Source organism: Pandoraea eparura, from assembly GCF_902459725.1.
GTDB classification, from domain to species: domain Bacteria; phylum Pseudomonadota; class Gammaproteobacteria; order Burkholderiales; family Burkholderiaceae; genus Pandoraea; species Pandoraea eparura.
Map to the genome: position 1 here is coordinate 19,899 of NZ_CABPSH010000010.1, position 23,616 is coordinate 43,514.

A 23,616-nucleotide genomic window follows, 5' to 3' on the forward strand; every position below is an offset into this window, starting at 1 on the left:
CTGAGACGACATCATGGCCGAAGCCACCCGCCCCCTCGCAACCGCAGGCGCACCGCGCGCACCGTCTTCCGTTGGCGACTTTCTTTTCGCGCTGCTCACCCGCGCGGCCGCGCTCATTACGCTGCTCTTGCTCGGTGGCATCATCGTGTCGCTGATTTACAGCGCCCTGCCGTCGATTCAGAAGTTTGGCTTCGCTTTCCTGTGGACCAAGGAATGGGATCCGCCCGCCGATCATTTCGGCGCGCTCGTGCCGATCTATGGCACGCTCGTCACGTCGTTCATCGCGCTCATCATCGCGGTGCCGGTCAGTTTCGGCATTGCGCTGTTCTTGACTGAACTCTCGCCCGTTTGGCTGCGTCGCCCGCTCGGCACGGCCATCGAACTGCTCGCCGCCATCCCGAGTATCGTCTACGGGATGTGGGGCCTGCTGATCTTCGCCCCGATCTTTAGCCAGTACTTCCAGAAGCCGCTCCAGACCTTGCTCGGCAACGTGCCCGTCATCGGTGCGCTGTTCCAGGGCCCGCCGCTCGGCATCGGCATCCTGCCCGCCGGTGTGATCCTCGCGATCATGATCATTCCGTACATCGCCTCGGTCATGCGCGACGTGTTCGAAGTCACGCCCGTGCTGCTCAAGGAGTCGGCCTATGGCATCGGCTGCACCACCTGGGAAGTGATGTGGCGCGTCGTGCTGCCCTTCACGAAGACCGGGGTGATCGGCGGCATCATGCTGGGTCTGGGCCGCGCGCTTGGCGAGACCATGGCCGTCACCTTCGTGATCGGCAATACGAATCTGCTCGACAACGTTTCGCTCTTTTCGCCGGGCAACAGCATTACCTCGGCACTCGCCAACGAGTTCGCCGAGGCCGGCCCGGGGCTGCACACCGCCGCGCTGATGGAACTCGGCCTCATCCTGTTCTTCATCACCTTTGTGGTGCTGGCGCTGTCCAAGCTTATGCTGCTGCGCCTTGAGAAAAGCGAAGGTAAATAATGACTCAACAAGTGCTCGAACTGGAAACCCCAGCCGTGAAGCCGACCGACGCCGTGACCCGCGTGCGTTTGCAAGCGTACCGCCGCCGCAAGAACGTTTTCGCGATCGCGATGTCGCTCGCGGCGATGGCCTTCGGTCTGGTCTGGCTGTTGTGGATTCTCTACACCACGCTCTCGCTGGGCATCGGCGGTCTGTCGCTGTCGCTGTTCACCGAGATGACGCCGCCACCGAATACGGCAGGCGGCGGGCTCGCCAATGCCATCGCGGGCAGTGTCGTGATGGTCGGTGTGGCCACGTTCCTCGGCACGCCGCTGGGCATTCTGGCGGGCGTCTATCTGGCCGAATACGGGCAGAAGTCGTGGCTCGCCAGCCTCACCCGCTTCATCAACGACATTCTGCTCTCGGCGCCGTCGATCGTGATCGGCCTGTTCGTCTACGCGCTGGTCGTGGCCCAGATGGGGCACTTCTCGGCCTGGGCGGGCATCGTGTCGCTCGCGCTGCTGCAGATTCCGATCGTGATCCGCACGACGGAGAACATGCTCAAGCTGGTGCCGAACAACCTGCGCGAGGCCGCGTTTGCCCTGGGCACACCGAAGTGGCGCATCATCGTCAAGATCACGCTCAAGGCGTCGATCGCCGGTATCGTGACGGGCGTGCTGCTGGCGGTGGCGCGCATCGCGGGCGAGACGGCACCGTTGCTGTTCACGGCGCTGTCGAACCAGTTCTGGTCGATGAACCTGAATCAGCCGATGGCCAACCTGCCGGTCACCATCTTCAAATTTGCCATGAGCCCGTTTGCGGAGTGGCAGTCGCTCGCCTGGGCGGGCGTGTTCATCATCACTGTCGGGGTGCTGTTCCTGAACATCCTGGCGCGCACGCTGTTTGCCAAGAAGTAACCGGCACCGCGAGACGACACAACGCAACCCTGACGGTTGAGACGACCATGACGAATGCTACGCAACTCATCAAATTGCCCTCGAAGATCGAAGTCAATAACCTGAACTTCTTCTACGACAAGTACCACGCGCTCAAGAACATCAACCTGCGCATTCCCGATCGCAAGGTCACGGCCTTCATCGGCCCGTCGGGCTGCGGCAAATCGACACTGCTGCGCACGTTCAACAAGATGTACGCCCTGTATCCGGAGCAACGCGCCGAGGGCGAGATCAACATGGACGGTGAGAACCTGCTGACCTCTAAGCAGGACATCGCGCTGCTGCGCGCGAAGGTCGGTATGGTGTTCCAGAAGCCGACGCCGTTCCCGATGTCGATCTACGACAACATCGCCTTTGGCGTGCGTCTGTTCGAAAAGCTCTCGCGCTCGGAAATGGACGACCGCGTGGAGTGGGCGCTGACCAAGGCGGCGCTGTGGAGCGAAGTCAAGGACAAGCTGCAGCAATCGGGCTACGGCCTGTCGGGCGGTCAGCAACAGCGTCTGTGCATTGCGCGCGGCATCGCGATTCGCCCCGAAGTGCTGCTGCTCGACGAGCCGTGCTCGGCGCTCGACCCAATCTCCACGGGCCGCATCGAAGAGTTGATCGCCGAACTCAAGGACGACTACACCGTGGTGATCGTCACGCACAACATGCAGCAGGCGGCACGTTGCTCGGACTTCACCGCCTATATGTATCTGGGCGAGCTGATCGAATTCGGCGAAACCGAGAAAATCTTCATCAAGCCGGACCGTAAAGAGACCGAAGACTACATCACCGGCCGTTTCGGTTGATGCCCACGAGGAATTGCGACATGAACGACAAACACCTTTCCAGCCAGTTTGACTCGGACCTCAATCAGGTTTGCTCGCGCGTTCTTGAAATGGGCGGCCTGGTCGAATCGCAACTCGTGACGGCCATGCGCGGACTCAACACGTTCGACCGCGCACTGGTCGACGAAGTGATCGCCACCGAGCAGCGTCTGAATGCCATGGAAGTCGAGATCGACGAAGAATGCAGCAAGATCATTGCCCGCCGTCAGCCGACCGCGCGCGATCTTCGCCTGCTGCTCTCGATCTCGAAGTCGATCACCAACCTCGAGCGCGCAGGCGACGAGGCCGAGAAGATCGCCAAGCGCACCCGCCACCTGCTGGAAGACGGCGCGGCGCAAACCGTGAACTTCGCCGAAATCAAACTCTCGGGCGAGATGGCCGCCCAGTTGCTGCGCCGTACGCTGGACGCGTTTGCGCGTCTGGACATCGTGGCCGCCGCCGAGATCGTGCGCGACGACAAGGCCATCGACAATGAATTCCGTGGCTTCGTGCGCAAGCTGGTGACGTACATGATGGAGGATCCGCGCACCATTTCGGCTGGCCTGGAATTCCTGTTCATCGCCAAGGCGATCGAGCGCATCGGCGATCATGCGAAGAACATCGCGGAATTCATCATTTACATCGTCAAGGGCACTGACGTCCGGCACATTTCGCGCGAAGATCTGCAGCGTCAAGTGCAAGGCGAGTGAGCGGCGCGAATTTACTGAAGGTTTGAGAGGAAACCGATGCCCAGCAGCATTCTGATCGTGGAAGATGAGCCGGCGATTTCCGAGCTGATCTCCGTTAATCTGCAACACGCGGGTCACTATCCGATTCGGGCGTATAACGCCGAGCAGGCACTCACGCTGATCAGCGACGTGTTGCCGGACCTGGTGCTGCTTGACTGGATGCTGCCCGGCAAGTCGGGCGTGACGTTCGCCCGTGAGCTTCGTGCGAACGAGCGGACCAAGCACGTACCGATCATCATGCTCACCGCACGCAGCGAAGAGCAGGACAAGGTGATGGGCCTGGAAATCGGTGCGGACGATTACGTGACCAAGCCGTTCTCGCCGAAGGAACTGATGGCGCGGATCAAGGCCGTGCTGCGCCGCCGCGCGCCGCAGCTGACCGAGGACGCGGTAAGCGTGAATGGCCTGAAGCTCGATCCGGCCACGCATCGCGTCACGAGCCACCAGTCGAGCGGCGACATCAAGCTGGATCTGGGGCCGACGGAATTCCGTCTGCTGCACTTCTTCATGACGCATCCTGAGCGCGTGCACAGCCGCTCGCAGTTGCTCGATCAGGTGTGGGGGGATCACGTGTTCGTCGAGGAGCGCACGGTGGACGTGCATATCAAGCGTCTGCGTGCCGCGCTCAAGCCGGCCGGCCACGATGCTATGATCGAGACCGTACGCGGCAGCGGCTATCGTCTGACGAAGTCGGCCTGAGGCATCTCGCCTCGTCTTCGGGCGGGGCCCGCCGTGCCAATGCCGTCCTTGTCCGAAGGGTCGCGGGCGGCAAAACTTCTGTGCATCGTCTATGAATATCATCTGGGCTCGTGCGCTGACGTTCCTGATCCTGCAAGCGGCCATTTCGACGGCCGTCGGCTGGCTCTTCGGGGCGAACGTCGGCTACATCACGGCCATCGTCCTGCTGGTCACGCAGCTCCTCTTCAATGTCCACCACGCCCAGCGCCTTTGGCGTCTGCTCGACGCGCCCGTTTATGGCGAAGTACCGAGCGCGCTCGGCCTGTGGGGCGAAATCTATTATCGGCTGCACAAGCTGGCCAAGCGCTGGCATAACCAGGTCAAGCAGGTGGAGCAGCAGCACGCGCGCTTCATTCAGGCGATTCAGGCGTCGCCCAACGGCGTGATCATGCTCGACGAGCATAATCAGATCGAATGGTGCAATGCAATTGCCGAGGTGCACTTCGGCATCGACGCCAAGCGAGATCTGCGTCAGCAGATCACGCATCTTCTGCGCACGCCGGCCTTTGTGCATTATCTGTCCTCGGAGCGCTACGACGAGGCGCTGCTCATGCATCACATGGGCGAGAAGCGCAACAACGTGCTTTCCATGCAGGTCTTCCCGTACGGCGACCATCGCAAGCTCATCATCTCGCTCGATGTGACCGATCTCGAGCGCACGGACTCGATGCGTCGCGACTTCGTGGCCAACGTCTCGCACGAACTCAAGACGCCGCTCACCGTGCTCTCCGGATTCCTGGAGACGGTCGGCGAGCTGCCGCTCTCACCCGACGAGATCCAGCGCTACGTCGAAATCATGCGCCAGCAGGCCTCGCGCATGCAGAACATCGTGAACGACCTGCTCACGCTCGCGAAGCTCGAAGGCAGCGGCAAGCCGCCACCGGATGAGCGGGTCGACATGGACATGCAACTGCGCTCGCTGCGCAACGATGCCGAAGGGCTCTCGCAGGGGCAACACGTGATCGACGTCTCGGGGGCCGAGGGGCTCGATCTGCGAGGCGCGGAGGGCGAACTCCACAGCGCATTCAGCAATCTGGTGAGCAATGCAGTGCGCTATACCCCGCCGGGCGGCAAGATTCGGATCGAATGGGGACCGATGGGCGATGGCGGAGCCCGCTTCGCCGTGACCGACTCCGGGCTGGGGATTCCGGCGGAACATATCCCGCGGCTCACGGAGCGCTTCTATCGCATCGACCGCAGCCGGTCACGTGATACGGGCGGCACGGGCCTTGGCCTGGCGATTGTCAAGCATGTGCTGACGCGCCATCAGGCCGATCTGAAGGTGACGAGCGAGGTGGGGCGGGGCAGCACGTTTGCCATTCAGTTTCCGCCCACGCGTGTGGCGCACCGCGCGCCGGTCGACGCGACCCCGCCTGGCGCAACGGTCGACGGCTGAGTGCAGATGGCTTGGCGCCGGCGGTTGGGCGCCGATCGCCAAGCGCTGGCGGCCAGCCGAAGATCATCTGGCCCAAGCGCAGGCGGTGCGCGCGGGCGAGCGCCTGTCGGTCAGTCGCGCGTACCGGTCTGCACGTGCTGTGCGATCTCCTGCATCAGCGCCATCTGGCTGTTGAACGGCGTTTTGCCCGGCTTGCGACGCACATAGCTGCCGTCCGGACGCATCAGCCAAGCGGCAGTGTTGTCACGCAGGTGGATCATGAGCCCTTCGCGAATCACGCGGGCTTTCAGGCGCCTGTCCTGTACGGGGAACGCCACTTCCACGCGGCGGAAGAAGTTGCGCTCCATCCAGTCGGCGCTCGAGAGCATGACCTTCTCGTCGCCATTCGCATAGAAGTAGTAGATGCGATGGTGTTCAAGAAAACGCCCGACAATCGAGCGCACGGTGATGTTCTCTGACAGGCCCGGCACCCCGGCGCGCAGCGAGCACACGCCGCGTACGATCAGATCGATTTTCACGCCGGCGCGCGACGCCTTGTACAGCTCGGCGATGATCGTCGGTTCGAGCAGCGCGTTCATTTTCGCGATGATGCGGGCTTTCTTGCCGGCAGCGGCCGCTTCCGTTTCACGGCGGATCGCCTCGAGCAGATGCGTGTGCATCGTGAACGGCGACTGCCACAGCCGCTGCAACGGGGTTTGACGACCAATGCCGGTCAGTTGCTGGAAGACGACGTGGACATCGGCGCACAGCGCCTCGTCGGCGCTCATCAGACCGAAGTCCGTGTAAAGACGGGCCGTGCGCGGGTGATAGTTGCCGGTGCCGAGGTGGACGTAGCGCTTGAGGAACGACTTCTTGCCCTGGTGCGCACGACGCACCACGAGCAACATCTTCGCATGACACTTGTGGCCGACCACACCGTAGACCACGTGGGCGCCGACCGCTTCGAGCTGTGCTGCCCAGTTGATGTTGGTCTCTTCGTCGAAGCGTGCGAGCAACTCCACCACGACCGTGACTTCCTTGCCGTTGCGGGCGGCTTCCATCAGCGCGTCCATCAGCGAGGATTCGTTGCCGGTACGATAGATTGTCTGCTTGATGGCGACCACGTCGGGGTCGCGTGCGGCTTGCAGCAGCAGCTCCAGCACGGGCTGGAAGCTGTCATACGGGTGATGCAGCAGCAGGTCGCCCTGGTCGATGAGGTCGAACATCGCGGGCGACGCGCTCATGCGCTTGGGCAGCGCCGGCACGAACGGCGCGAACTTGAGATCCGGGCGGTCGACCATCTCGGGCAGGGGCATCAGACGCACGAGGTTGACGGGGCCTTTGACACGGTAGCAGTCCGAGTCGCTCAGGCCGCACTCCGTCTGCAGGCGCCGCACGAGGCGCGCTGGCGTACCCGCATCGACTTCGAGGCGTACAGCGTCGCCGAGATGGCGGGCCGGGAGTTCGCCCTGCAGCGCGGTGCGCAGGTTGGTAATTTCATCCTCGTCGACGAACAGATCGCTGTTGCGCGTGACGCGAAACTGGTGACAGCCCTTGGCCGTGAGTCCGGGAAACAGTTCGCTGGCAAAGCGCAGCATGAGCGAGCTGAGCAGCACAAAGCTGTTGGGCAACGGGGCGAGCGCCGGTGGCATCGGAACCAGCCGGGGCAGGGCGCGCGGGGCCTGGACGATGGCGAGTTCGGCGTCGCGGCCGAAGGCGTCCTTGCCTTCGAGTTCGACGGCGAAGTTCAGGCTTTTGTTTAGCACGCGCGGGAACGGGTGTGCGGGATCGAGCCCGATCGGGGTGAGCACCGGCACGAGTTCGCGCAGGAAGTAGTCGCGGGCCCATTCGACCTGGGCGTCGTTCCACTGGCCTGACGGGTGAAATGCGATGCCTTCGGCTTCGAGGCGCGGCAGCAGGCTGTCGAACATCGCGTACTGCTTTTCCACCAGCGCCTGTGCCCGGGCACAGACTTGCGTGTAAACTTGCTGGAACGTCATGCCGTCGGGCGTGAGCATGCCCGGATTTTCGCGCATTTGCTCCTTCAGTCCGGCGACGCGGATTTCGAAGAATTCATCCAGATTGCTACTCACGATACAGACGAAGCGAAGGCGTTCGAGCAGCGGCGTTGCCGGATCCGCCGCCTGGGCAAGCACGCGTTCGTTGAACGCCAGGATGCCCAGCTCGCGGTTGAGCAGCGGATAATTCATAGTGAACGTGCGAAAGACATGGGATTGGCGTGAATTCTTCATCCGTATTGTTACAGTTATATGACGTTCACATTTGTCAACGACGTGTCATATTGGATTTGTAGCGTATTCGTCATTTATTTGTCGAGTGCGCGTCATGCTTTTCGTGTGATTCGTCGTCCACTCCGGCACTTTTCGCTCAGGCGCATTCCGACATGAGTACTCCCTCGCCCTTGCTAGCGGCCGTCGATCTCGGCTCGAACAGTTTTCGCCTGATCATCGGCCGCGTGGAGGAAACGTCCGCCGGGACGCAGATCTATCAGGTCGACGCACTGCGCGAGCCGGTTCGCCTGGCGGCGGGTCTGAACGCCGAGAAGTACCTCGATCATCCGTCGCAGCAACGCGGTTGGGACGTGCTCAAGCGCTTCGGCGAGCGATTGCGCGGATTTCATCCTGACAAGGTCCGTGCGGTGGCCACGAACACGCTGCGTGTGGCCAAGAACGCTGAGGACTTTCTTGGCGAGGCGCAGCATGCGCTCGGGTTTCCCATCGAAGTGATTGCCGGGCGGGAAGAGGCGCGTCTGATTTATGCGGGCGCCGCGCATTCGGTGCCAACGTGTCAGGGTAACCGGCTTGTCGTGGATATTGGCGGCGGCTCCACTGAATTCATCATCGGGCAGGATTACGAGCCGCTCATCATGGAGAGTCTGTATATCGGCTGCGTGAGTCATAGCCGGCAGTTCTTTCCCAGCGGCAACGTCGATGAATACGCGATGAAGCAGGCCGAATTGGCCGCCCGCCGCGAGATTCAGATCATTTCGGCGACCTATCGTGATGCCGCCTGGTCGCAGGCGATCGGCTCGTCGGGGACGGCACGTGCGCTGGCCGAATTGCTCGAGGCCAACGGCTTCAACGACGGCGGTGTGCATGGTCTCACGCGCGGTGGTCTCGAGCGTCTCAAGCGGGCGCTCATCAAGGCCGAGAATGCCAACCGTCTCAAGCTTGCCGGGCTCAAGCAGGATCGAATTCCGGTGCTGCCGGGGGGACTGTCCATCATGTTGTCGGTCTTCAATGAGCTTGAAGTCGATCACATGGAGACGACCGACGCGGCGCTGCGGCTCGGGGTGATGTACGACTTGCTGGGGCGCACGCAGCATCAGGATATGCGGGCGGTCACCGTCGAGCAGTTCGTGCGCCGTTACGGCGTGGACCGAGCCCAGGCAGAGCGTGTGGGGCGTCTGGCGATCCGGCTGTATCGTCAGTTGCCGGTCGAGGCCGCCGAGGACGACGTCGCGGCGCAGGTCCTGGACGAGGGGCGCGAGGAGGGCGAGGCGTTGCTGAACTGGGCGTCATCGCTCCACGAGATGGGGTTGTCGATCTCGCACAGCGCGTACCACAAGCATTCGGCGTATATCGGCAGCAATGCGGATATGCCGGGGTTTTCGCGGCCCGATCAGGCGCGCCTGGCCGAGTTGTTGCTCGGGCACGTCGGCAAGCTGGGCAAGCTGGCGTCGCAGGTGCAGCAGGTCGATTGGCAATTGCTGTTCTGCCTGCGTCTGGCGGTGTTGTTCTGTCGCCGTCGCACCGATGCGTTGCCGGACAGCATCGACGTCCAGCGTCTTGGCGACGGCTTCGTGGTGTCGGTGCCGCGTGCATGGATCGACGTCAATCCGTTGACCGACTACAGCCTGCAGCGCGAGGCGCAGGAGTGGGAGAAGATCGGCATGCGCTACAAGGTCGTGTACGCCTGACCTGACGCCTGATGCACACCGGTTCGTGGCACGCGGACGCGGAAAATGACGAAGCCCGGCATCTGCCGGGCTTTTTTGTGCTGTAGCGGGAGTGGGCGGCGCGCGGGGAAAGGCGCCTGTCAGGCCTGTTTGAGCTTGTTCACGAGTTCCGGGCCGAGGAAATGGCGCGCGTAGCGCGGGTTGATGTCGGCCAGACGGAACAGGGTGAGAAAGTCGGCGGTATTGAAGTCGGGGTCCCAGGCCGGGGCGCCGCAAATGCGGGCGCCAAGGCGCAGGTATCCCTTGACGAGGGCGGGCGGTTCGACCTCCAGCGTCGATTGCAGCTCGCCCACCGGCAACGCGATGCGCGGCACGGCGTGATACTCGGCCGGGGCCATGGCAGTGCCTTGCAGCTTGCGATAGAGGCTGGCGGCGTAGTGGCCACCGTCGGCCATGGGCACGCTGGCACAACCGAGCATCGTCTCCAGGCCGTTGCGCAGCATGTACTCGGCCAGGCCGCTCCAGAGCGCCATGATGACGGCGCCGTTACGGTAGTCCGAATGTACGCATGAGCGGCCGGTCTCGAGCATCTTGGGGCGCAGGTGGTCGAGTCGCGAGAGATCGAATTCCCCTTCGGAGTACAGACGGCCGAGGCGCTTGGCCTGATCCGGGGGAAGTACGCGATAGGTGCCAACAACCTTGAGCGTGTCCTGATCGCGCACGATCAAGTGGTCGCAGTATTGGTCGTACTCGTCGACATCCAGGCCTGCGGGGCCTTTGACCGACGCACCCATTTCTTCGGCAAAGACGTGGTATCTCAGACGCTGGGCTTCGCGAAGCTCGCTTTCGTCGCGTGCCCACGCCACACCCAGATTCGGTTTGACAGGCGTTTCAGGGCGAGGAAGATGCCTCCGCGACGTAGGGGTCAACGAAGAGAGCGGCATGGTGGGGTTCGGCAGGTCGCGCATAAAGGCCCTTTTTTTGACGGTCGCGTTGCGACGTACTTTAAAAAGCATCAATGTCGAATCCGTGAACGGTGGATGACAATTCTATGACAAAACCTCCGGTGTCATGATGTCAGAGATCAATTTGCGAGCCTTTCGCTGGTCAATTCACCGGTAACGGCGGGGCGGATTGCGTTGCCGCGCACGTCGTCGAAGCGTGCGAGTCAAAGCAGGTCGGGATTGATGACGGCGCGCACGACCACTTGGCTCTCGTTTTCGCGGCGGCGTGACGCGAGCCACCAGATGCCGGCCTTCTTGATGGTCCAGTACGCTTCCTGGCCGGTCAGCAGCAGGGCGGCGAGTTGGCCGAGGGCGGGTTGGTGACCGACGAGCACGACTGTCTGGACATTGCCGGGCCAGTCGATGGCCCCGAGCAGCGTCATGGCGTTCGCGCCGGGTGCCAGATCGCGCACGATACGCGGCGTGGGGGTGAGCGCCTGGGCGGTCTGGACCGCCCGCACCGCGGGGCTTGACAGGATGAGCGTGTGGTCCGGCAGGCGGGGGCGAAGCCATTGGGCGGCCTTCTCGGCCTGTTTGTGTCCGCGGTCGGTGAGTTCGCGCGCCAGATCGGCTTGCGCGTTGAGGGCGAGGGAAGCCGGCAGGTTTTCGGCGTCGGCGTGACGCCAGAGAATCAGGTTCATCGACACAGGTTCGGACATGGTGAACCTCCCACTATGACGGGGTTTCGTGGCGACGGCATGACCGTCGGCGGGCCGCTGCGAGACGACTATTGTGCCAGCCGTCGAAGGAGAAATGCCGGCGAAACGCGCGCCGATTTGACGCGGCGCGCCGAACCCACTAGAATGCGTGCTCTTCGTCGGAGCGTAGCGCAGCCTGGTAGCGCATCTGATTTGGGATCAGAGGGTCGTAGGTTCGAATCCTATCGCTCCGACCAGAAAATCCTTGCAGTACAAGCAGTTACGGAGCGCCCCATCGGGGCGTTTTTCGTTTGTCTAATATTCCGTCTAACTGCGTCTAATATCCAGTAGTCATACAGTGCTGGGTTTTTATCCAGCTTTCGGCATATTCATTCGTACGACGCTCGTCGGTGTCAGCCGAGACTTCAGGTAGATCTCGGTCGTCTTGACGTCTGAGTGTGCTGCCGCCACCCGAAGCTGCTCCATCGTGTACCCGGCGCGCTCGGCATCGGTCAGCGCCTTCGCGCGGATGTCCTTGACCGTGTAGACCGACTCACCAAGCCCCGCTCTCTCGCAAGCCCTGTCCCAAGCACTCCGTACTGCTGTGGCGCCATACGGCTTCCCGCTGAGCGAGTGGATGACATGCTTACCCTTCACCTTCCCGAAGGTCCGCGCTCGCTCCAAAACGGCATCAATTTCCGGGGTGATTGGCCAGTCCACCGCTTCACCGGTCGAGTCTTCCGTTTTTGACGGCTGGAAGTGAATTACCTTCGCCTCACGATCCACGTGCATCCACTGCAGATTGCGCACGTCGGTCGACCGCTGCATCGTGAGATAACAGAGATCCACGAAGCACTGCATCATCTCCCCGCTCCGCACGTCCCTGCCGCTTTTCTCCTTCGCCAGGGCGTTTCGGATCGCGATGAAGTGCCCGTCAGGAATGTACACGTCCCGCGCTTTCGGTTTCTTCAGCTTCACTTCTCGGCATGGATTGACCGACATGTGCCGCTTGATGATGCACCAGGCGAAGAAGCCAGACAGGAAGGCGCGCATCACGCGCTGCATGTGAAGCTTTCCGTCCCAGTTGGTCGTCAGGAATTCGACCACATAGGCCGGATCGACTTGATCAACGTCGACGTCGCGGAACGAGGATTTGACGTACTCTGCGTAGTGCGGCCACGCCTTTTCCTTGTGCTTCCGCTTGTGCAAGTCGACATAGTCATCGACGAGGGCGGGGATGTTGCCCGACCCCGTCGCCGACTCTGCTTTTCGCTTCTCGGCGGTCAGGCGCTCTAACATCGCCGTCTCGCCGTCGCTGACGCGGCATAGTTTCACCCAGCGGTTTGTGCCTGGCTTGAACCAGTAGTAGCTGCCGTGCTTTACATAGACTCGGCTCGGCAGCCCGTCAGGCGTCTGTCTGCGTCGTGCGTTCATGCTGCTCGCCTCACCGAGTGGAGCGCCGGCCGCGCCGGCGGCGCTGATGACGGAAGCACGCCTGCCTTTTTGGCGCTGAGTGCCTCAAAAGTCGCCCATGTCATGATGATATGCCCGTTCGCGCGTTTCACTACATCGACGCCGAACTCGCGCTTGAACCATGCAGCCTGAGTCGAGCATCGCTTCTTGCCTGTGATCTGGACCAGATCGTCGTCACTGATCAATCGGCTGTCCATTTTCTACTCCCCAATCTTTCGCGGTCACCCGCAGAATCTCTTCCAGTGCTTCGGCCGTGGCCGGGTGGATGGTCATGCTGCCTTCCCGATTTCCATGTTCTCGACGCTCTGGATTCGCTCGCCGATCCATCGCATCACGTTCACGGCCATGCTGTTGCCGAGGGCTTTGTAACGCGGGCCATCCGGGGCTTTTCCTGGCAGGAGCGTGTAATCGTCCTCATAACCCTGAAGGCGCTCGCACTCGCGCGGCGTGAGTCGGCGAACTGCCGAGCCGACCATGACTGCCTGATGGCCGCCGCCGTTTGTGTGGCTGTTGGCATGGCCCATCGACCGCTGAGTCGCGGCGATGTCGCCTACGGCGAACCCGTTCCGGCCGCTCGCCTTGCAGTCGAAGGCGATGGCCGGAGGATGAGCGGACGCGGACAGCGGGTGACATGGGCCACCCGGTTGAGGATTGCTGCCATTCTCCGGGCTCGTAATCTGAGTGGTGTCAAATGCGATCGCTTGGACCTCGGCTCGCGCCTCCAGCGTGTACGCCACATTCGCTTGAACGCCAACGCCATCGGGGCCACTAGACGGGTTCACGCGCAGCGCGCCTGCTTGAATGGCATGAGCAACGAGCAACGTCTCCGTCTCCGCATCGATTCTCTGATTACTCGTGGTGAGTGCGCGGCCGACTTCGGGAATTAGTCCGCCGTCGCAGTCGAAATCGGTTCCGAGGCCGCCACCGCCGCGAGTGCGCGCGCTAAGGGTAGGGGCAGTTCTTTGCCCCGCTTCGCGGCGCGGCGCAAGATACCCGAGCATGCTTTCGCGCTCAAAAAGTACCGCTGCGGCACGTCGCCAGTCTCCAAGATATCCGACAACGAACACACGCCGTCGTCGCTGAGGGACGGCGCGAGAGTGTGATTCCACTCTGACGTACTGAGCGTCAAGAACGCGGTAGGCGAACCCATACCCGAGTTCTGCCAGGCCCCCGAGGAAGGTGCCAAAATCCCGGCCTTTGTTCGATGACAGTACGCCGGGGACGTTTTCCCAGACCAGCCAGCGGGGAGCGTAGCGGCGAGCAATGGCAAGATAGGTGAGCATGAGGTTGCCACGCGGATCTGCCAGCCCCTTTCTGAGTCCTGCGACGCTGAAGGACTGGCAAGGGGTTCCGCCGACGAGAAGATCGATAGTTGCATCGGGCCAGTCCTTGAATTTGGTCATGTCGCCCAGGTTGGGCACGTGGGGATAGTGGTGCGCGAGCACGGCGGCGGGGAAGCGCTCGATCTCCGAGAACGCCCACGGCTGCCAGCCGAGCGGATGCCATGCGCACGTCGCAGCTTCGATGCCCGAGCACACGGACAGATACCTCAGCGGTCCGCAGTCGCCCAGAATGATCTCGTTCTGTCTCATGCTTCCTCCAGCAACAGTCCCGATTGCGGCACTTTGGGCGAGATCCATAGCACTTCGGTGCGGGTTCCGGTGCCACGCCCGGCGGCCATGCGCGCCTTCGTCTCAACGCGGCGCCAGCCCGTAAGACGCCGGTCATAGGCCGGATGCGGATAGCCGCTCAGAATTACCATCCCGTCCAGCTCGAGCAACGTGTCGAGCATTTCGATGTGCTGCTCGTCGTTCATCTCGTGTCGGTAGCACGCTGAGCCCATCTTGCGGGTGTCGTGTACATAGGGAGGGTCGACATAAAAGAGAGTGTGCGGCGTATCGTGATCGCGCATCACCTGCAGGGCTGGTCGGTTTTCGATGAGCACGCCCTGCAGCCGAAGTCCAAACGCGCGAAGACCCTCGGGAACGCGAGACCATACCTGCATCGCTGTCCCGTAGTTGCGCTTGGTATCGATGCGAAAGCCCGTAGTGCCCTTCGTGGCACCGGCTGAGCCGAAGCCCATCTCTGCGCGGATGAACGTGCGTCGCGCGCGCTCGATCGGCTCGTCGGTAAACTCCCACGCCTTTTCGAACTCGGCGCGCGCGTATGGTGTGAACGTGAGCGCTTCTGCTAGGGCATCACGCGACCACGAGTTTTGAATGACCTGCATGACGTTGACCATGTCGCCGTCGAGGTCGTTGTAGACCTCGCCGTGGCTGCGCGGCTTCTGCATGAGGACGGACGCGGCACCGCCGAACGGCTCTACGTAGACTTTGTGCTGAGGAAACTGAGCGATGATCCAGTCGGCCAAGCGCCATTTTCCGCCGTGGTATCGCATGATGGGGCGAGTTGGCATACTCACGATTTCCGCTCCTCCGCTGCCTGCGAGGCAGTCCCTTTGCAGTCCCGATACCCGAAGGCGATGCACAATGGGCCGATGACGAGACGCCAACACGATCCCTCACGCCACACAATGCGCGACAGCCCAAAGACGTGATAGCGACGACTCTTGCCGATCCGGCCGCGATCAAACCAGCATCGCTGGCCGCCACGCGCTTTGGCGATGCGGGCGATCACGCTTCACCTCCCTTGTTCGCTGCCTGAGAGGCGGCAAGTAACAACATCCAATCGCCGTAAAGAGCGCGAACGGAATTGCCAAACTCGCCATTTTTCTTCCTCGGATTGCCCTTTACCCACACGGCAAAGCCCATCGGTTTCACTGAACATACGCGATACGGCTCACCTTTATGCGTGACGATATCACCGACTTTCACGCCGCACGCGCGTACCCGCTCGTCAGCTAAAGCTATCTCCGCGCGCCGTAATTTTTGCCTCAAGTCGGCGACCTGACTCATCAAGTCCATTTCTCGCTTGGTGCGTTCCATGTCACTCCCCCTTCGCCTTGGCGGCAATGGCATCGACGAGGCGATCTAGTTCTTCGCCGAATACGCCCTCGATGGCATCAGCGCGGCTGTTCTCGCACCAGTGTTGAGAGCCGTCGCGCAATAGCCGATACCGCTCCGCATCCTTGCGCTTCCCGCCATCCGCCGACAGCGCGGCGTGGGCTTGCCAGCCGGTATGCAACCATTCGGTAATTGCCTTTGTGTACGTGCCCAAAAGATTCTGGACACGAACCTCTAGACCCGGAAATTCGCGCTTGCACCACGCCTCAAACGCCTCCCGCCCATCCCCGCCCACCTGCTCCGCATCCCTGCGCTCCCCGCCATTCACCGACAGCGCGGCGCGGATCAGTTCGCGGCAGAAGTTGTAGAAATCCTCGGTGCAGTCGTATCGCGTTTCGTCATAGACGCCTACCGAGACGAACGACGAGTAGCGGTCAGCGATTACCTTGATGGCGGCATCGGTAAGCCGCTCATCCCCGCCCACCTTCGCGGGAGACGTGAGGGCGGCCTCCGCGCGCTCCAGTCTTTCGACAAGGGACAGGATTGCGGCAGGGTTAGCGACGCGGAAATATGCCTCCGCTGCACCGAATTCGTTGCCGATGCCATAGAACTGCACGCCGATGGCCTTGCCATCGTAGTTGCAGTAGTCGCCTTCGAGCATGACGGACCCCTCGCCGCAGCAGATGGGGCAATCGATGTAGCGGCTTCCGTCCTTGTCGCGGACGATCTGCGCGGTATCGATGTCCTGCGGCGTTGCGGCGAGTGCCGCGCGCTTCAACGTATCAAGATCTATCTCCCCGCCCACCTGCTGCGCATCTGCGGCGCGCAACCGTTGTTCCGCTTCGAGGCGGCCGTCTGCCACGCCTTTACGGTATGCCTCGGTTTGCGCTGCCTCGATTTCGCGCTCACCGCCATTCACGGGCGCGGCGTAGAGTTGCGTTCCGGTTGGGACATCCCGTAGAAACTGCACCGTTTGACGGCTCTCTGTCGTCTCACTTCCTTCGGGAAGAACTAGCCGCTCGATGACTCGCGCCACCGCCTCTTGCCCTGCGCTCTGTGCGGCAAAGTCAACGCACAGCGCCTTCACGGCATTAAGAAACCCGTCAGGCTTATCACAGCCCCAATCGCTCGCGACATGACGGTTTGCCAGTTCGATCCATTGCCAATCGCTTAGCGTTGCTGCGCTCTGTGCGGCTGGCGTGGGGGCATGTTCAAGCATTGCTCGGTAGCAGAGCTTGGCCTTGTGCGCGGCCTGCTGGCAGCCCGACATGTTCTCGAACGCTTCCCAGTCATGGGGCTCGCTGAAAAATTTGTCGGGGGACGACTCGAAACCGGCGGTCACCATGTTCTCGGTCGGCACCTTCGGCACCAGTTGCCACTGGCTCGCATCAAACGTCACGGTCTTGAGGTCAGACATTCTGGTTCTCCTTACTGGCGAGGGCAGCTCTCAGTTCGGGGTGCATTTCGAGGGTGTCGGCGTTGGGATCGAGCAGCTTGTTGCGCGGGTCGAGAATGACTGCCATGCCGAAAGTCACGCGAAAGAGACTGGTCTTCTCGGTAGCGTCGAGCAGCACACCCAACACCTTCTGGCATTGCTCAGGATCATCTCGATCGAACCAGGTGAAATCGTCATCGTCATCGTCGTCGGTCGCCGGCATATAGCCCTTGTGCAACTCCTCGATGATGCTGGCGACCTTCTGAGCGGCGTCGAGATCCGCGTCGCTTGCGCGGGCCATTTTCATCGTGGCCGGCTTGAGCGTCGCGACCACAGACGGCGGCGCTGGCTGGGTATTCAGCCCTTCGGGGCGGGGTTCGTAGGGGCTCATGCTAGGATTGCCCTCCTAAACAAAAAGGAGAAATCACGTGGATAAGTGGTCAAGAAGAATCGGGGTTCTGGCGGTTGTCGTTACGTCTCTGGGTGGCTGTCGGACAGGTTGGCTGAGAGCGGACACGGTGAAGCTGGACGACGACAAGTTGGCGACTGTCTTTTGTCAAACCCCAAAGCCGATTTACCCGAGAGAGTGGGCCGACGCGGGGGAGCGTGGGGTGGTCAAAATTCTCCTAGTAGTTAGCGCCTCGGAAGGTGTGGTCGATGCGAAAGTCGAGAAATCTTCAGGATTTTCTCGGCTGGACGCTGTGGCGCTTGCGTCGGCTAAAACCGTTCGATGCGAGGTCAAAGGCGACGCGTCTCCGGTGCAGCGATTCGCGGTGTCGATGCCAATGACCTTCGATTTTCAGTAAACATAAGTCCGTACTAGATAAGTGAAATTGCGTGTGGGCTCATGCTAGGATTCCTCGAAAATACGGGGGAGATATGCCATTTGAGGATGACGGTGATGTGGTGCGAGGGTTGGGCCAAGTCGCTTTGCAGGCGGCATATGTCGAAGAAGCTATTGACGCCTGCCTGGAGCAATTCATTCAGCGTGGGGGAGCGGAAGAACGTCTGCGGCGGCTCACAGCCAGAGAGAAGGCCCGAACACTTCGTCGACTCCTCAATGCGACGCCATTCAGCGCGGAATTGGATTACCTTCCTGCATTGTTAGATGCAGTCGTTGATTTGCTTGAGCGACGTAACGTGTTCCTACATGGCCGGTTGTACGCCAATGGGCCCGCTGGGACATTGGTGCGCCGTTCGGGGCGACGGAACATGCCTGATGCTGTGGCAAACTCTGCCGAGCTATACGATCTCGCGAATGAGCTTTACGGCGTCTTGCCTGGACTCATGCACGCATCGACCTTTCGACTTCCTCGGCACTTGATGCGGCGCGACGAATTTTGAAACGTCACGCCCCCTTAGCGCCGTCGACGCGCTTCATAAAGCAGATCCAGTGTGTGTCGGCGCGCTTTCCTGATTTATGGCCAAAGAGCGGTTCGTGCGGAGTCAGCGCGAGAATCTCGCTGACCTTGATCTGCACTTCGTTCCATTTGAAGATCAGGATTCCCTCGTGGTCGAGGACACGGAAGCACTCGGCGAAACCGCGCCGCAGGTCTTCCTGCCAGTCGTCAGACAGAATCCCGTACTTGGCGCGAAGCCAACTCACGTGACCCGCTCGGCGTAGGTGTGGCGGATCGAACACGACGAGCCGGAAGCTGCCGTCGTCAAACGGTATATCGCGGAAATCCATCTGCACGTCGGGCTTGATATTCAACGCGCGCCCGTCGCACAGCATATGTTCCTCGTCGCGGATGTCGCCGAATAGCACGCCTTGGTTGCGTGGATCGAACCAGAACATGCGACTGCCGCAGCACGGGTCGAGGATTTGTTTTGCGGTCATGCTAGGATTCCTCAAAAAAATCCGGGGCGCTAAATGAACAAGGTTAGTAAATCGGTCATCGTCGATGGACGTGCGGTGTTGCTTGTCGCGTTGGGCATGCTGCTCGGGGTAGTTGTCGCTTACATCTGGCCGTGGAAGACATTGATCGTTGGTCAAACAAAAGACTGGGTCGATATGGCAACTGCAATCGGAACTGTTGGCGCGGTGGTGGCAGCAGTCGGAATCGCGTTGCGAGACGCTCGGTGGCGACATGAGGCCAAAGAGTCTGAGGCGATAATTGCCTGGGGTCTTGTCAGCGATGAGCTGCGCGTAAAGGGCGACGATCTCCGAGAAGTACTTTCGGCTTTCGTACGTGATACGGATCGCGCAAAGCGCTCCCGTGAGTCCTATCAAGTTGCAAAGCGTGTTTCTTCAGATTTGGCGCTGACGATCCCACATGAAATGCTCATCAAACTCGCAAGCTTGCCGGGCGGAAGAGGGGGATACATTGCGGGCGTTGTAGGTCTATTTCCGTCAATTAGGCGGCTTCTTGAGAGCTACGTCGATACGCTTGGCGAACACGATGTCTACGTCGTCAGAACGATGGCTATTTCAAAAATAGAGCAAGCACTGCGTAACATCGAAGTCGTGTTCAGAGATGCGACTGATACGCGAATGAGATAGCTTCTTACCGCCGAATCTCGCTCTGCGCGCTTGAATCTATCGCCCACCCTTCATAGCCCATCCTCGTGCATGGCTCATGCTAGGATTCTGTGAGTTTATGGAGACGGCTATGCCTGAATACTTCGGTATGACACCAGGGGACGCACAGCTTGAGCGCATTGCAAGCGCAACGGAGGAGGCGGCCGCAGCTTCGGCCAGGGAATCCGCCAATGCAGCGAAGGCAGCTAAACGTTCGGCTTTTTGGACAATGGTCGCAGGCATAGCGGCGGCCGTCGGCGTACTACTTAACACGGCACTCAGTCTCGGTTGGCTCGACGGGCTAAAACGAGAGGTCAAACCCGTTGTGCTATCGAACACGCAAGTTAAGGCGATTGCTTCGTCGATTCCCACGAGCATCCCGGGGCAAAAAATGCCTTCAGCGGCAAGCACCGCCTCTGCCGCGCGAAATTGACGCTTGGAGCTTTGAAAACACCGCAGCATCATGCCCCTGGCATCGTTGGCGGGCCATGCTAGGATTCCTCGATATCTCCCAAGGAAACGATCATGACTGCCCCCAACAGACGAAGTGTTGTGCATGGCCATCAGATTGCCGTAACGCTGGTAACAGGGAAGCCTGAGGCATCGATCGCTATCCAGCCGCCCCCAAGTATGGCTGGCGGACTACATCCGCCTAAGCATGTCAGCATCGAAGCCTTGCTTAAGGGCGGCATGTCTGAGGAAGAAGCATTGGACTATGTCCTCAACATCGCGTCGGCTGGCGTCCAAGGGCATAGCCCAGCTTGATGTCCAAATAGCCATTCTCACGATTTCCGTTCCTCCGCTGCCTGCGAGGCGGCGCGTATCTGAGCCAGTTGATACTCCGTATGCTTCGCGAGGCCGTTCTCGTCGAACAGATGGGGTGGCAGATTGTCGTCGCGCTGACACATGGGAGCTTCGTCTGTCCACTTGCCGCAAGTCATACGCGGCTCTCCTCGGCAGATTGATGACCCTTTCCCCGTTTGAGGGAAACCGAACTTGCAAAGCCCCTCGCCGAGTTGGAAGGCCGAGCAGGGCGTGCGCATTTCTTTTTTCACGACGCATCCCCCTTCGCCTTGGCGGCAATGGCGGCGATGCGCAGATAGCCCCGGCAACATTTGTTCCGACAGAAAATCTTCCCATCGGCCTCTACTGCCAGAGAGTCGAACTCGTCGCCGCACACGTAGCACAACTCGTCGTTCGGCCAGAAGTTGGATGCGTCTGCGAGATACGCGTGGGCACTCTCGGGAGTGATCTTCGGGGTGCTCATTTCGCCGCCTCCCCGCCATCCGCCGACAGCGCGGCGCGGGCGTGCCTCCAGAGTTGGAATAGGAAGTCGCCGCCATCCAACTCCCACGTACCGTTGCCTAGGTCTTTCGCCCCAGCCGCAATCATGTCAGCGCGATACGCTTCCTGCTCATCCCCGCCCATCTTCGGCGGCTCTGCGGCACGCACGTGTGGCGGCATAACAAGGACTGTTCCAACGGGGAAGTAATCGGACGAGGCAAGAAATTCAAAGCGCGGATTCCACGCCAGAATCTGGCGCCACGCGTCCTCGTTCCCACACTGTCGCAACGCGATGCCCATTACGGATTCAGCCGGTTTCGTGGTGTAGGTGCGTGGCTTAAGCGTCTCCACCACAGAAGGCGGCGCAGGATCGGTATTCAGCCCTTCGGGGCGGGGTTCGTAGGGCGACATGGTAGGATTCCTAAAATGCAAAGGAGACTAGATCGATGGCAAGCAAATTTGATGGTTACGTCCACGTGCGGCCCGTAAATGGCGGGTTTGTCGGGAGCATCCGTCGGAGTCAGGAAGATCCGTGGCAGCAAGTAATTGACTGTGGCTCGCGCCGAGAGGCGGAGGCCCATTCGCTTGCGCAGTTTTTCGGCGTTGATCCGTCGAAGATTGCGGTTACATGCGGAGAAACTCTCGGCGAGAACGACCTCAAGCAGGAGTGGGAAGTCTTTCGCCAGGTCGCCGAATTCGGGGCTGCGTATTACCCCGCCTTCATGCTGGAAAGGGTTCTAAACAATTCTGAAATTGAGCGTCGTTTTCGAATCTTTGGGCCGAGCGCGGGTTTCCCGTCTAAGCGAGCCGCGTTCGATTTCGCTGAACGTTCGCAATTCGCGGGTATCAGCCAAGAAGACGAAATCAAAGTCACGCCGCCGAAGGACTGAAGGCGCTGAGTTGAGGACGTTCGCCTCTTAGGCCTCTTGCCTGACATACTCGCGCCACGGAACCCACCGCCGAGGCGTATGAAATCCCCAGTTGCGCTGCCACGGCCCCATGATGAAAAGGGACCAGGCTTCGCCGCCGTCGGGGATTTCGAGGCGGTGTCGGTCGGTCGCACGCCGGAAGACAATTGAACCGGGCCCACGCCAGACGCGGCGATATCCCCGCAGGAGCATGGTTTCAGGGCGAGAGTCCCACTTGGCGGGCTGCTCCTGCTCAGTGGGCATGATTTCCCAGTAGCCGCCGCGCAGGACAATCGAGACGTTCCACCAAGGGTGATCGTGCAGATCGCGACCGGCATCGCTCCGAAGGGTGTTATGTACTCGCGCACCCCACGACGTGTCGCGTCGGCCGTCTTCGGCGGCGCTGGCGTCGTGCCCACGCGGCTTCTTGACCCACCAGCGACGCATGTAGCCGTGAAGGTCGAAGTAGGGCGTGCGCTGGGCGTAGGCGATGATCGCCCGCGCGACAATCCTGGGCATCCAGATTCGCATATCAGGCTCCGGCGGTAGGCGTGGTTGGTGCGCTGGCGGCGCTGATATCGGAATGGGCGGCCAGCAACTCGCGCAGTGCTCTTGCGCTGACAGTCACGGGAAAGTCAGTTTCGCTGCTGGCGATTGCCTGTCGATCAGCGTCGGGCAGAGCGGAGACGAAAGTGCCAATGCGCTCGACGTAAGTCGTCACAGCCTTGCGGGGGTAGAACTTGCCTTTGATCGAGCCGGCGGTGACTTTCTTCTTTCCGCCCGCAGAGGCTTTTTCAAGCTCACCCGAAAGGAATGCGCCAGCCTGCTCGCCGTGCTGTCGTACCGCATCGGCCGCGACCGAAGCCGACGCCTTGCCGGCGAACACTAGGCGATGGACGTCCGAGTTTGCTCCGGCGAGCATGAGCATCTTGCCGACCCATTGCGGAGAGACGTGGTCGGCTTCCGCGATTCGTGGGTTGTCCCATCCAAAGCGAGCAAGGCGCTGGTAGCCGAATGCCTTTTCGAGCGGGTGTAGCTGCCGATTCTTGTTACTCGACAGAATCCGCAGGGTGCGATCCGAGTCATTGCCATCAAAGGCATCGATACGGATCATCAACTCGCCATATTTGTCGCGCAGCGGCGCTCCCTCTGCGTCGGCACGGCCGATGGCGGCGTAGCGGCGATGACCATCAACAAGCCAGACGCCGCCGTCGGCGCGCGGCCGTACTTCGAGCGCGGGATACTGGCCGCCCGCCATGATGTGGCGAAACAGGCTTTCGTCATCCTCGTTTGCAGCTTCGAGCGCTTCGCCTTCGAGAAGGTCGAGCGACGCGCGAAGATTGAAGCCGAGTTCGACGTGGATATCCTCGTATCGGATCTTCATTGCATCCGCGCGCCGGATTTCCTTTTCGTTGATCTTCTGCTTGAAGGATGGGGCAGCGGTCATTTGTTTCCTCGTTCGCGGTCGACGGCGGTACGGATGTGTTCTCGGAATCCCTTAGAAGGGTGCCCGCCGTATGGGTAGTGGGTTTCCATGTGCTCCCAGCGAGCGGCGTTCTCTTCAACGTCGCTTCGGCGCTGAGCATCGGTCTTGATGTAGAAGGCGAGAGCGGCGAGCAGGGTAGGCGAGTGCGTGGCGAGCGCTTCGAGCAGCTCATGCTTTGCTTCAATCTCTTCGTGGTGCCGAGATGAGCCAGGCAGGGCGGGACGCGTACTGTGAGTTCGCCGCCTATTCACAAGTGGCCGCAGTGCCTCCCACGCTCGTTTCGCTGCTGCCCTGTTTGGGGCATTGCTCATACGCCGGACTTCCACCTCACATAGAGGCAGGAGAGGAACAGCACGCCCCAGATAGCCCAAGCTGCCACCTTGTGCCGACG

The 23,616-nt window shown here is 61.0% G+C and carries 28 protein-coding genes and 1 tRNA gene; 14 read left to right on the forward strand and 15 right to left on the reverse strand.

The annotated features are described in order from the left end of the window. Positions 1-13: 13 nt before the first annotated feature. From pstC to phoR, 6 genes are all read left to right on the forward strand, one after another. Positions 14-988 carry a phosphate ABC transporter permease PstC gene (gene pstC, locus PEP31012_RS17770; protein ID WP_150590635.1) on the forward strand — a complete coding sequence of 325 codons (975 nt, stop codon included), beginning with the start codon at positions 14-16 and terminating at the stop codon, positions 986-988. Further along, positions 988-1,884, forward strand: a complete 897-nt coding sequence (gene pstA / locus PEP31012_RS17775; RefSeq protein ID WP_150590636.1) for a phosphate ABC transporter permease PstA — start codon at positions 988-990, stop codon at positions 1,882-1,884. Before pstC ends, pstA begins: the two co-directional genes overlap by 1 nt. Positions 1,885-1,931: 47 nt before the next feature. After that, a complete protein-coding gene (gene pstB, locus PEP31012_RS17780; RefSeq protein WP_150590637.1) occupies positions 1,932-2,714 on the forward strand; it encodes a phosphate ABC transporter ATP-binding protein PstB in 783 nt (260 codons plus the stop codon). A 20-nt stretch (positions 2,715-2,734) separates the two neighbouring features. After that, complete coding sequence (phoU, locus tag PEP31012_RS17785) at positions 2,735-3,442, forward strand: phosphate signaling complex protein PhoU (RefSeq protein ID WP_150590638.1); 708 nt, start codon at positions 2,735-2,737, stop codon at positions 3,440-3,442. A gap of 36 nt (positions 3,443-3,478) precedes the next feature. After that, positions 3,479-4,180 (forward strand): phosphate regulon transcriptional regulator PhoB, encoded by a 702-nt coding sequence (phoB, locus tag PEP31012_RS17790; RefSeq protein ID WP_130026476.1) that lies wholly within the window; start codon positions 3,479-3,481, stop codon positions 4,178-4,180. Between the two features lie 91 nt (positions 4,181-4,271). Then, positions 4,272-5,615, forward strand: a complete 1,344-nt coding sequence (gene phoR / locus PEP31012_RS17795; protein WP_150590639.1) for a phosphate regulon sensor histidine kinase PhoR — start codon at positions 4,272-4,274, stop codon at positions 5,613-5,615. A gap of 110 nt (positions 5,616-5,725) precedes the next feature. Here phoR and ppk1 read toward each other — a convergent pair whose 3' ends face one another. Continuing rightward, positions 5,726-7,846 carry a polyphosphate kinase 1 gene (gene ppk1 / locus PEP31012_RS17800; RefSeq protein WP_150590640.1) on the reverse strand — a complete coding sequence of 707 codons (2,121 nt, stop codon included), beginning with the start codon at positions 7,844-7,846 and terminating at the stop codon, positions 5,726-5,728. Positions 7,847-7,998: 152 nt separating this feature from the next. Here ppk1 and ppx point away from each other — a divergent pair, with 152 nt between their 5' ends. Further along, positions 7,999-9,534 (forward strand): exopolyphosphatase, encoded by a 1,536-nt coding sequence (ppx, locus tag PEP31012_RS17805; RefSeq protein WP_150590641.1) that lies wholly within the window; start codon positions 7,999-8,001, stop codon positions 9,532-9,534. Between the two features lie 119 nt (positions 9,535-9,653). On the opposite strand, the gene PEP31012_RS17810 is transcribed toward ppx, so the two are convergent. Continuing rightward, a complete protein-coding gene (locus PEP31012_RS17810; protein WP_150590642.1) occupies positions 9,654-10,481 on the reverse strand; it encodes a GNAT family N-acetyltransferase in 828 nt (275 codons plus the stop codon). 200 nt (positions 10,482-10,681) lie between these two features. After that, positions 10,682-11,158, reverse strand: a complete 477-nt coding sequence (locus PEP31012_RS17815; protein ID WP_150590802.1) for a SixA phosphatase family protein — start codon at positions 11,156-11,158, stop codon at positions 10,682-10,684. Positions 11,159-11,335: 177 nt separating this feature from the next. On the opposite strand from PEP31012_RS17815, the gene PEP31012_RS17820 reads away from it, so the two are divergent. Continuing rightward, positions 11,336-11,412: transfer RNA gene (locus tag PEP31012_RS17820), tRNA-Pro, on the forward strand. Positions 11,413-11,524: 112 nt separating this feature from the next. Here PEP31012_RS17820 and PEP31012_RS17825 read toward each other — a convergent pair. From PEP31012_RS17825 to PEP31012_RS17855, 7 genes are all read right to left on the reverse strand, one after another. Further along, the gene (locus tag PEP31012_RS17825; RefSeq protein ID WP_150590643.1) at positions 11,525-12,589 is read right to left on the reverse strand and encodes a tyrosine-type recombinase/integrase; all 1,065 of its coding nucleotides are present in this window, start codon (positions 12,587-12,589) and stop codon (positions 11,525-11,527) included. Then, complete coding sequence (locus PEP31012_RS17830; protein ID WP_150590644.1) at positions 12,586-12,825, reverse strand: DUF4224 domain-containing protein; 240 nt, start codon at positions 12,823-12,825, stop codon at positions 12,586-12,588. The genes PEP31012_RS17825 and PEP31012_RS17830 overlap by 4 nt, the downstream gene beginning before the upstream one ends. 72 nt (positions 12,826-12,897) lie before the next feature. After that, complete coding sequence (gene dcm / locus PEP31012_RS17835; RefSeq protein ID WP_246171362.1) at positions 12,898-14,220, reverse strand: DNA (cytosine-5-)-methyltransferase; 1,323 nt, start codon at positions 14,218-14,220, stop codon at positions 12,898-12,900. Further along, positions 14,217-15,044: a DNA adenine methylase gene (locus PEP31012_RS17840; protein WP_150590804.1), complete on the reverse strand. Its 828-nt coding sequence runs from the start codon at positions 15,042-15,044 to the stop codon at positions 14,217-14,219. Before PEP31012_RS17840 ends, dcm begins: the two co-directional genes overlap by 4 nt. A gap of 217 nt (positions 15,045-15,261) precedes the next feature. Continuing rightward, positions 15,262-15,573 (reverse strand): hypothetical protein, encoded by a 312-nt coding sequence (locus PEP31012_RS17845; RefSeq protein WP_150590645.1) that lies wholly within the window; start codon positions 15,571-15,573, stop codon positions 15,262-15,264. A 1-nt stretch (position 15,574) separates the two neighbouring features. Beyond that, entirely contained in the window at positions 15,575-17,008 is a 1,434-nt protein-coding gene (locus tag PEP31012_RS17850; RefSeq protein WP_150590646.1) for a hypothetical protein, read from the reverse strand. Further along, the gene (locus PEP31012_RS17855; protein ID WP_150590647.1) at positions 17,001-17,417 is read right to left on the reverse strand and encodes a hypothetical protein; all 417 of its coding nucleotides are present in this window, start codon (positions 17,415-17,417) and stop codon (positions 17,001-17,003) included. Before PEP31012_RS17855 ends, PEP31012_RS17850 begins: the two co-directional genes overlap by 8 nt. A gap of 127 nt (positions 17,418-17,544) precedes the next feature. On the opposite strand from PEP31012_RS17855, the gene PEP31012_RS17860 reads away from it, so the two are divergent. Both PEP31012_RS17860 and PEP31012_RS23845 read left to right on the forward strand, forming a co-directional pair. After that, positions 17,545-17,832, forward strand: a complete 288-nt coding sequence (locus PEP31012_RS17860; protein ID WP_174978288.1) for a TonB family protein — start codon at positions 17,545-17,547, stop codon at positions 17,830-17,832. Between the two features lie 73 nt (positions 17,833-17,905). Next, entirely contained in the window at positions 17,906-18,370 is a 465-nt protein-coding gene (locus PEP31012_RS23845; protein ID WP_217427147.1) for a hypothetical protein, read from the forward strand. Between the two features lie 4 nt (positions 18,371-18,374). On the opposite strand, the gene PEP31012_RS17865 is transcribed toward PEP31012_RS23845, so the two are convergent. Then, positions 18,375-18,866 (reverse strand): class I SAM-dependent methyltransferase, encoded by a 492-nt coding sequence (locus PEP31012_RS17865; RefSeq protein WP_150590649.1) that lies wholly within the window; start codon positions 18,864-18,866, stop codon positions 18,375-18,377. A 33-nt stretch (positions 18,867-18,899) separates the two neighbouring features. Between PEP31012_RS17865 and PEP31012_RS17870 the strand changes: the two genes are divergently transcribed. From PEP31012_RS17870 to PEP31012_RS17880, 3 genes are all read left to right on the forward strand, one after another. After that, positions 18,900-19,529 carry a hypothetical protein gene (locus PEP31012_RS17870; protein ID WP_150590650.1) on the forward strand — a complete coding sequence of 210 codons (630 nt, stop codon included), beginning with the start codon at positions 18,900-18,902 and terminating at the stop codon, positions 19,527-19,529. Between the two features lie 109 nt (positions 19,530-19,638). Beyond that, positions 19,639-19,980, forward strand: coding sequence for a hypothetical protein (locus tag PEP31012_RS17875; protein WP_150590651.1), 342 nt, complete (start codon positions 19,639-19,641; stop codon positions 19,978-19,980). 92 nt (positions 19,981-20,072) lie between these two features. Then, complete coding sequence (locus PEP31012_RS17880) at positions 20,073-20,312, forward strand: hypothetical protein (protein WP_150590652.1); 240 nt, start codon at positions 20,073-20,075, stop codon at positions 20,310-20,312. 286 nt (positions 20,313-20,598) lie between these two features. Here the strand turns inward: PEP31012_RS17880 and PEP31012_RS17885 are convergent, their stop codons facing one another. Next, on the reverse strand, positions 20,599-20,814 hold the full coding sequence (locus tag PEP31012_RS17885) for a hypothetical protein (protein ID WP_150590653.1): 216 nt from the start codon (positions 20,812-20,814) through the stop codon (positions 20,599-20,601). Continuing rightward, entirely contained in the window at positions 20,811-21,242 is a 432-nt protein-coding gene (locus PEP31012_RS17890; RefSeq protein ID WP_150590654.1) for a LysM peptidoglycan-binding domain-containing protein, read from the reverse strand. The genes PEP31012_RS17885 and PEP31012_RS17890 overlap by 4 nt, the downstream gene beginning before the upstream one ends. A gap of 35 nt (positions 21,243-21,277) precedes the next feature. On the opposite strand from PEP31012_RS17890, the gene PEP31012_RS17895 reads away from it, so the two are divergent. Then, the gene (locus tag PEP31012_RS17895; RefSeq protein ID WP_150590655.1) at positions 21,278-21,721 is read left to right on the forward strand and encodes a hypothetical protein; all 444 of its coding nucleotides are present in this window, start codon (positions 21,278-21,280) and stop codon (positions 21,719-21,721) included. A gap of 27 nt (positions 21,722-21,748) precedes the next feature. On the opposite strand, the gene PEP31012_RS17900 is transcribed toward PEP31012_RS17895, so the two are convergent. Together PEP31012_RS17900 and PEP31012_RS17905 are read right to left on the reverse strand one after the other, a co-directional pair. After that, a complete protein-coding gene (locus PEP31012_RS17900; RefSeq protein WP_150590656.1) occupies positions 21,749-22,270 on the reverse strand; it encodes a hypothetical protein in 522 nt (173 codons plus the stop codon). A 1-nt stretch (position 22,271) separates the two neighbouring features. Further along, positions 22,272-23,186 carry a ParB/RepB/Spo0J family partition protein gene (locus tag PEP31012_RS17905; protein WP_150590657.1) on the reverse strand — a complete coding sequence of 305 codons (915 nt, stop codon included), beginning with the start codon at positions 23,184-23,186 and terminating at the stop codon, positions 22,272-22,274. Positions 23,187-23,616 lie beyond the last annotated feature (430 nt).

Excerpts from the sequence above, each read along its gene's own strand:
- PEP31012_RS17880 (WP_150590652.1), top strand. The coding sequence starts at position 20,073 with ATGACTGCCCCCAACAGACGAAGTGTTGTGCATGGCCATCAGATTGCC.
- pstC (WP_150590635.1), top strand. The coding sequence starts at position 14 with ATGGCCGAAGCCACCCGCCCCCTCGCAACCGCAGGCGCACCGCGCGCA.
- PEP31012_RS17875 (WP_150590651.1), top strand. The coding sequence starts at position 19,639 with ATGCCTGAATACTTCGGTATGACACCAGGGGACGCACAGCTTGAGCGC.
- PEP31012_RS17870 (WP_150590650.1), top strand. The coding sequence starts at position 18,900 with ATGAACAAGGTTAGTAAATCGGTCATCGTCGATGGACGTGCGGTGTTG.
- PEP31012_RS17840 (WP_150590804.1), bottom strand. The coding sequence starts at position 15,044 with ATGCCAACTCGCCCCATCATGCGATACCACGGCGGAAAATGGCGCTTG.
- PEP31012_RS17885 (WP_150590653.1), bottom strand. The coding sequence starts at position 20,814 with ATGAGCACCCCGAAGATCACTCCCGAGAGTGCCCACGCGTATCTCGCA.
- phoU (WP_150590638.1), top strand. The coding sequence starts at position 2,735 with ATGAACGACAAACACCTTTCCAGCCAGTTTGACTCGGACCTCAATCAG.
- PEP31012_RS17810 (WP_150590642.1), bottom strand. The coding sequence starts at position 10,481 with ATGCGCGACCTGCCGAACCCCACCATGCCGCTCTCTTCGTTGACCCCT.
- ppx (WP_150590641.1), top strand. The coding sequence starts at position 7,999 with ATGAGTACTCCCTCGCCCTTGCTAGCGGCCGTCGATCTCGGCTCGAAC.
- pstA (WP_150590636.1), top strand. The coding sequence starts at position 988 with ATGACTCAACAAGTGCTCGAACTGGAAACCCCAGCCGTGAAGCCGACC.
- ppk1 (WP_150590640.1), bottom strand. The coding sequence starts at position 7,846 with ATGAAGAATTCACGCCAATCCCATGTCTTTCGCACGTTCACTATGAAT.
- PEP31012_RS17825 (WP_150590643.1), bottom strand. The coding sequence starts at position 12,589 with ATGAACGCACGACGCAGACAGACGCCTGACGGGCTGCCGAGCCGAGTC.
- phoB (WP_130026476.1), top strand. The coding sequence starts at position 3,479 with ATGCCCAGCAGCATTCTGATCGTGGAAGATGAGCCGGCGATTTCCGAG.
- phoR (WP_150590639.1), top strand. The coding sequence starts at position 4,272 with ATGAATATCATCTGGGCTCGTGCGCTGACGTTCCTGATCCTGCAAGCG.
- PEP31012_RS17830 (WP_150590644.1), bottom strand. The coding sequence starts at position 12,825 with ATGGACAGCCGATTGATCAGTGACGACGATCTGGTCCAGATCACAGGC.
- PEP31012_RS17845 (WP_150590645.1), bottom strand. The coding sequence starts at position 15,573 with ATGGAACGCACCAAGCGAGAAATGGACTTGATGAGTCAGGTCGCCGAC.
- dcm (WP_246171362.1), bottom strand. The coding sequence starts at position 14,220 with ATGAGACAGAACGAGATCATTCTGGGCGACTGCGGACCGCTGAGGTAT.
- PEP31012_RS17815 (WP_150590802.1), bottom strand. The coding sequence starts at position 11,158 with ATGAACCTGATTCTCTGGCGTCACGCCGACGCCGAAAACCTGCCGGCT.
- PEP31012_RS17850 (WP_150590646.1), bottom strand. The coding sequence starts at position 17,008 with ATGTCTGACCTCAAGACCGTGACGTTTGATGCGAGCCAGTGGCAACTG.
- pstB (WP_150590637.1), top strand. The coding sequence starts at position 1,932 with ATGACGAATGCTACGCAACTCATCAAATTGCCCTCGAAGATCGAAGTC.
- PEP31012_RS17855 (WP_150590647.1), bottom strand. The coding sequence starts at position 17,417 with ATGAGCCCCTACGAACCCCGCCCCGAAGGGCTGAATACCCAGCCAGCG.
- PEP31012_RS17905 (WP_150590657.1), bottom strand. The coding sequence starts at position 23,186 with ATGACCGCTGCCCCATCCTTCAAGCAGAAGATCAACGAAAAGGAAATC.
- PEP31012_RS17890 (WP_150590654.1), bottom strand. The coding sequence starts at position 21,242 with ATGTCGCCCTACGAACCCCGCCCCGAAGGGCTGAATACCGATCCTGCG.
- PEP31012_RS23845 (WP_217427147.1), top strand. The coding sequence starts at position 17,906 with ATGCCATTTGAGGATGACGGTGATGTGGTGCGAGGGTTGGGCCAAGTC.
- PEP31012_RS17865 (WP_150590649.1), bottom strand. The coding sequence starts at position 18,866 with ATGACCGCAAAACAAATCCTCGACCCGTGCTGCGGCAGTCGCATGTTC.
- PEP31012_RS17895 (WP_150590655.1), top strand. The coding sequence starts at position 21,278 with ATGGCAAGCAAATTTGATGGTTACGTCCACGTGCGGCCCGTAAATGGC.
- PEP31012_RS17900 (WP_150590656.1), bottom strand. The coding sequence starts at position 22,270 with ATGCGAATCTGGATGCCCAGGATTGTCGCGCGGGCGATCATCGCCTAC.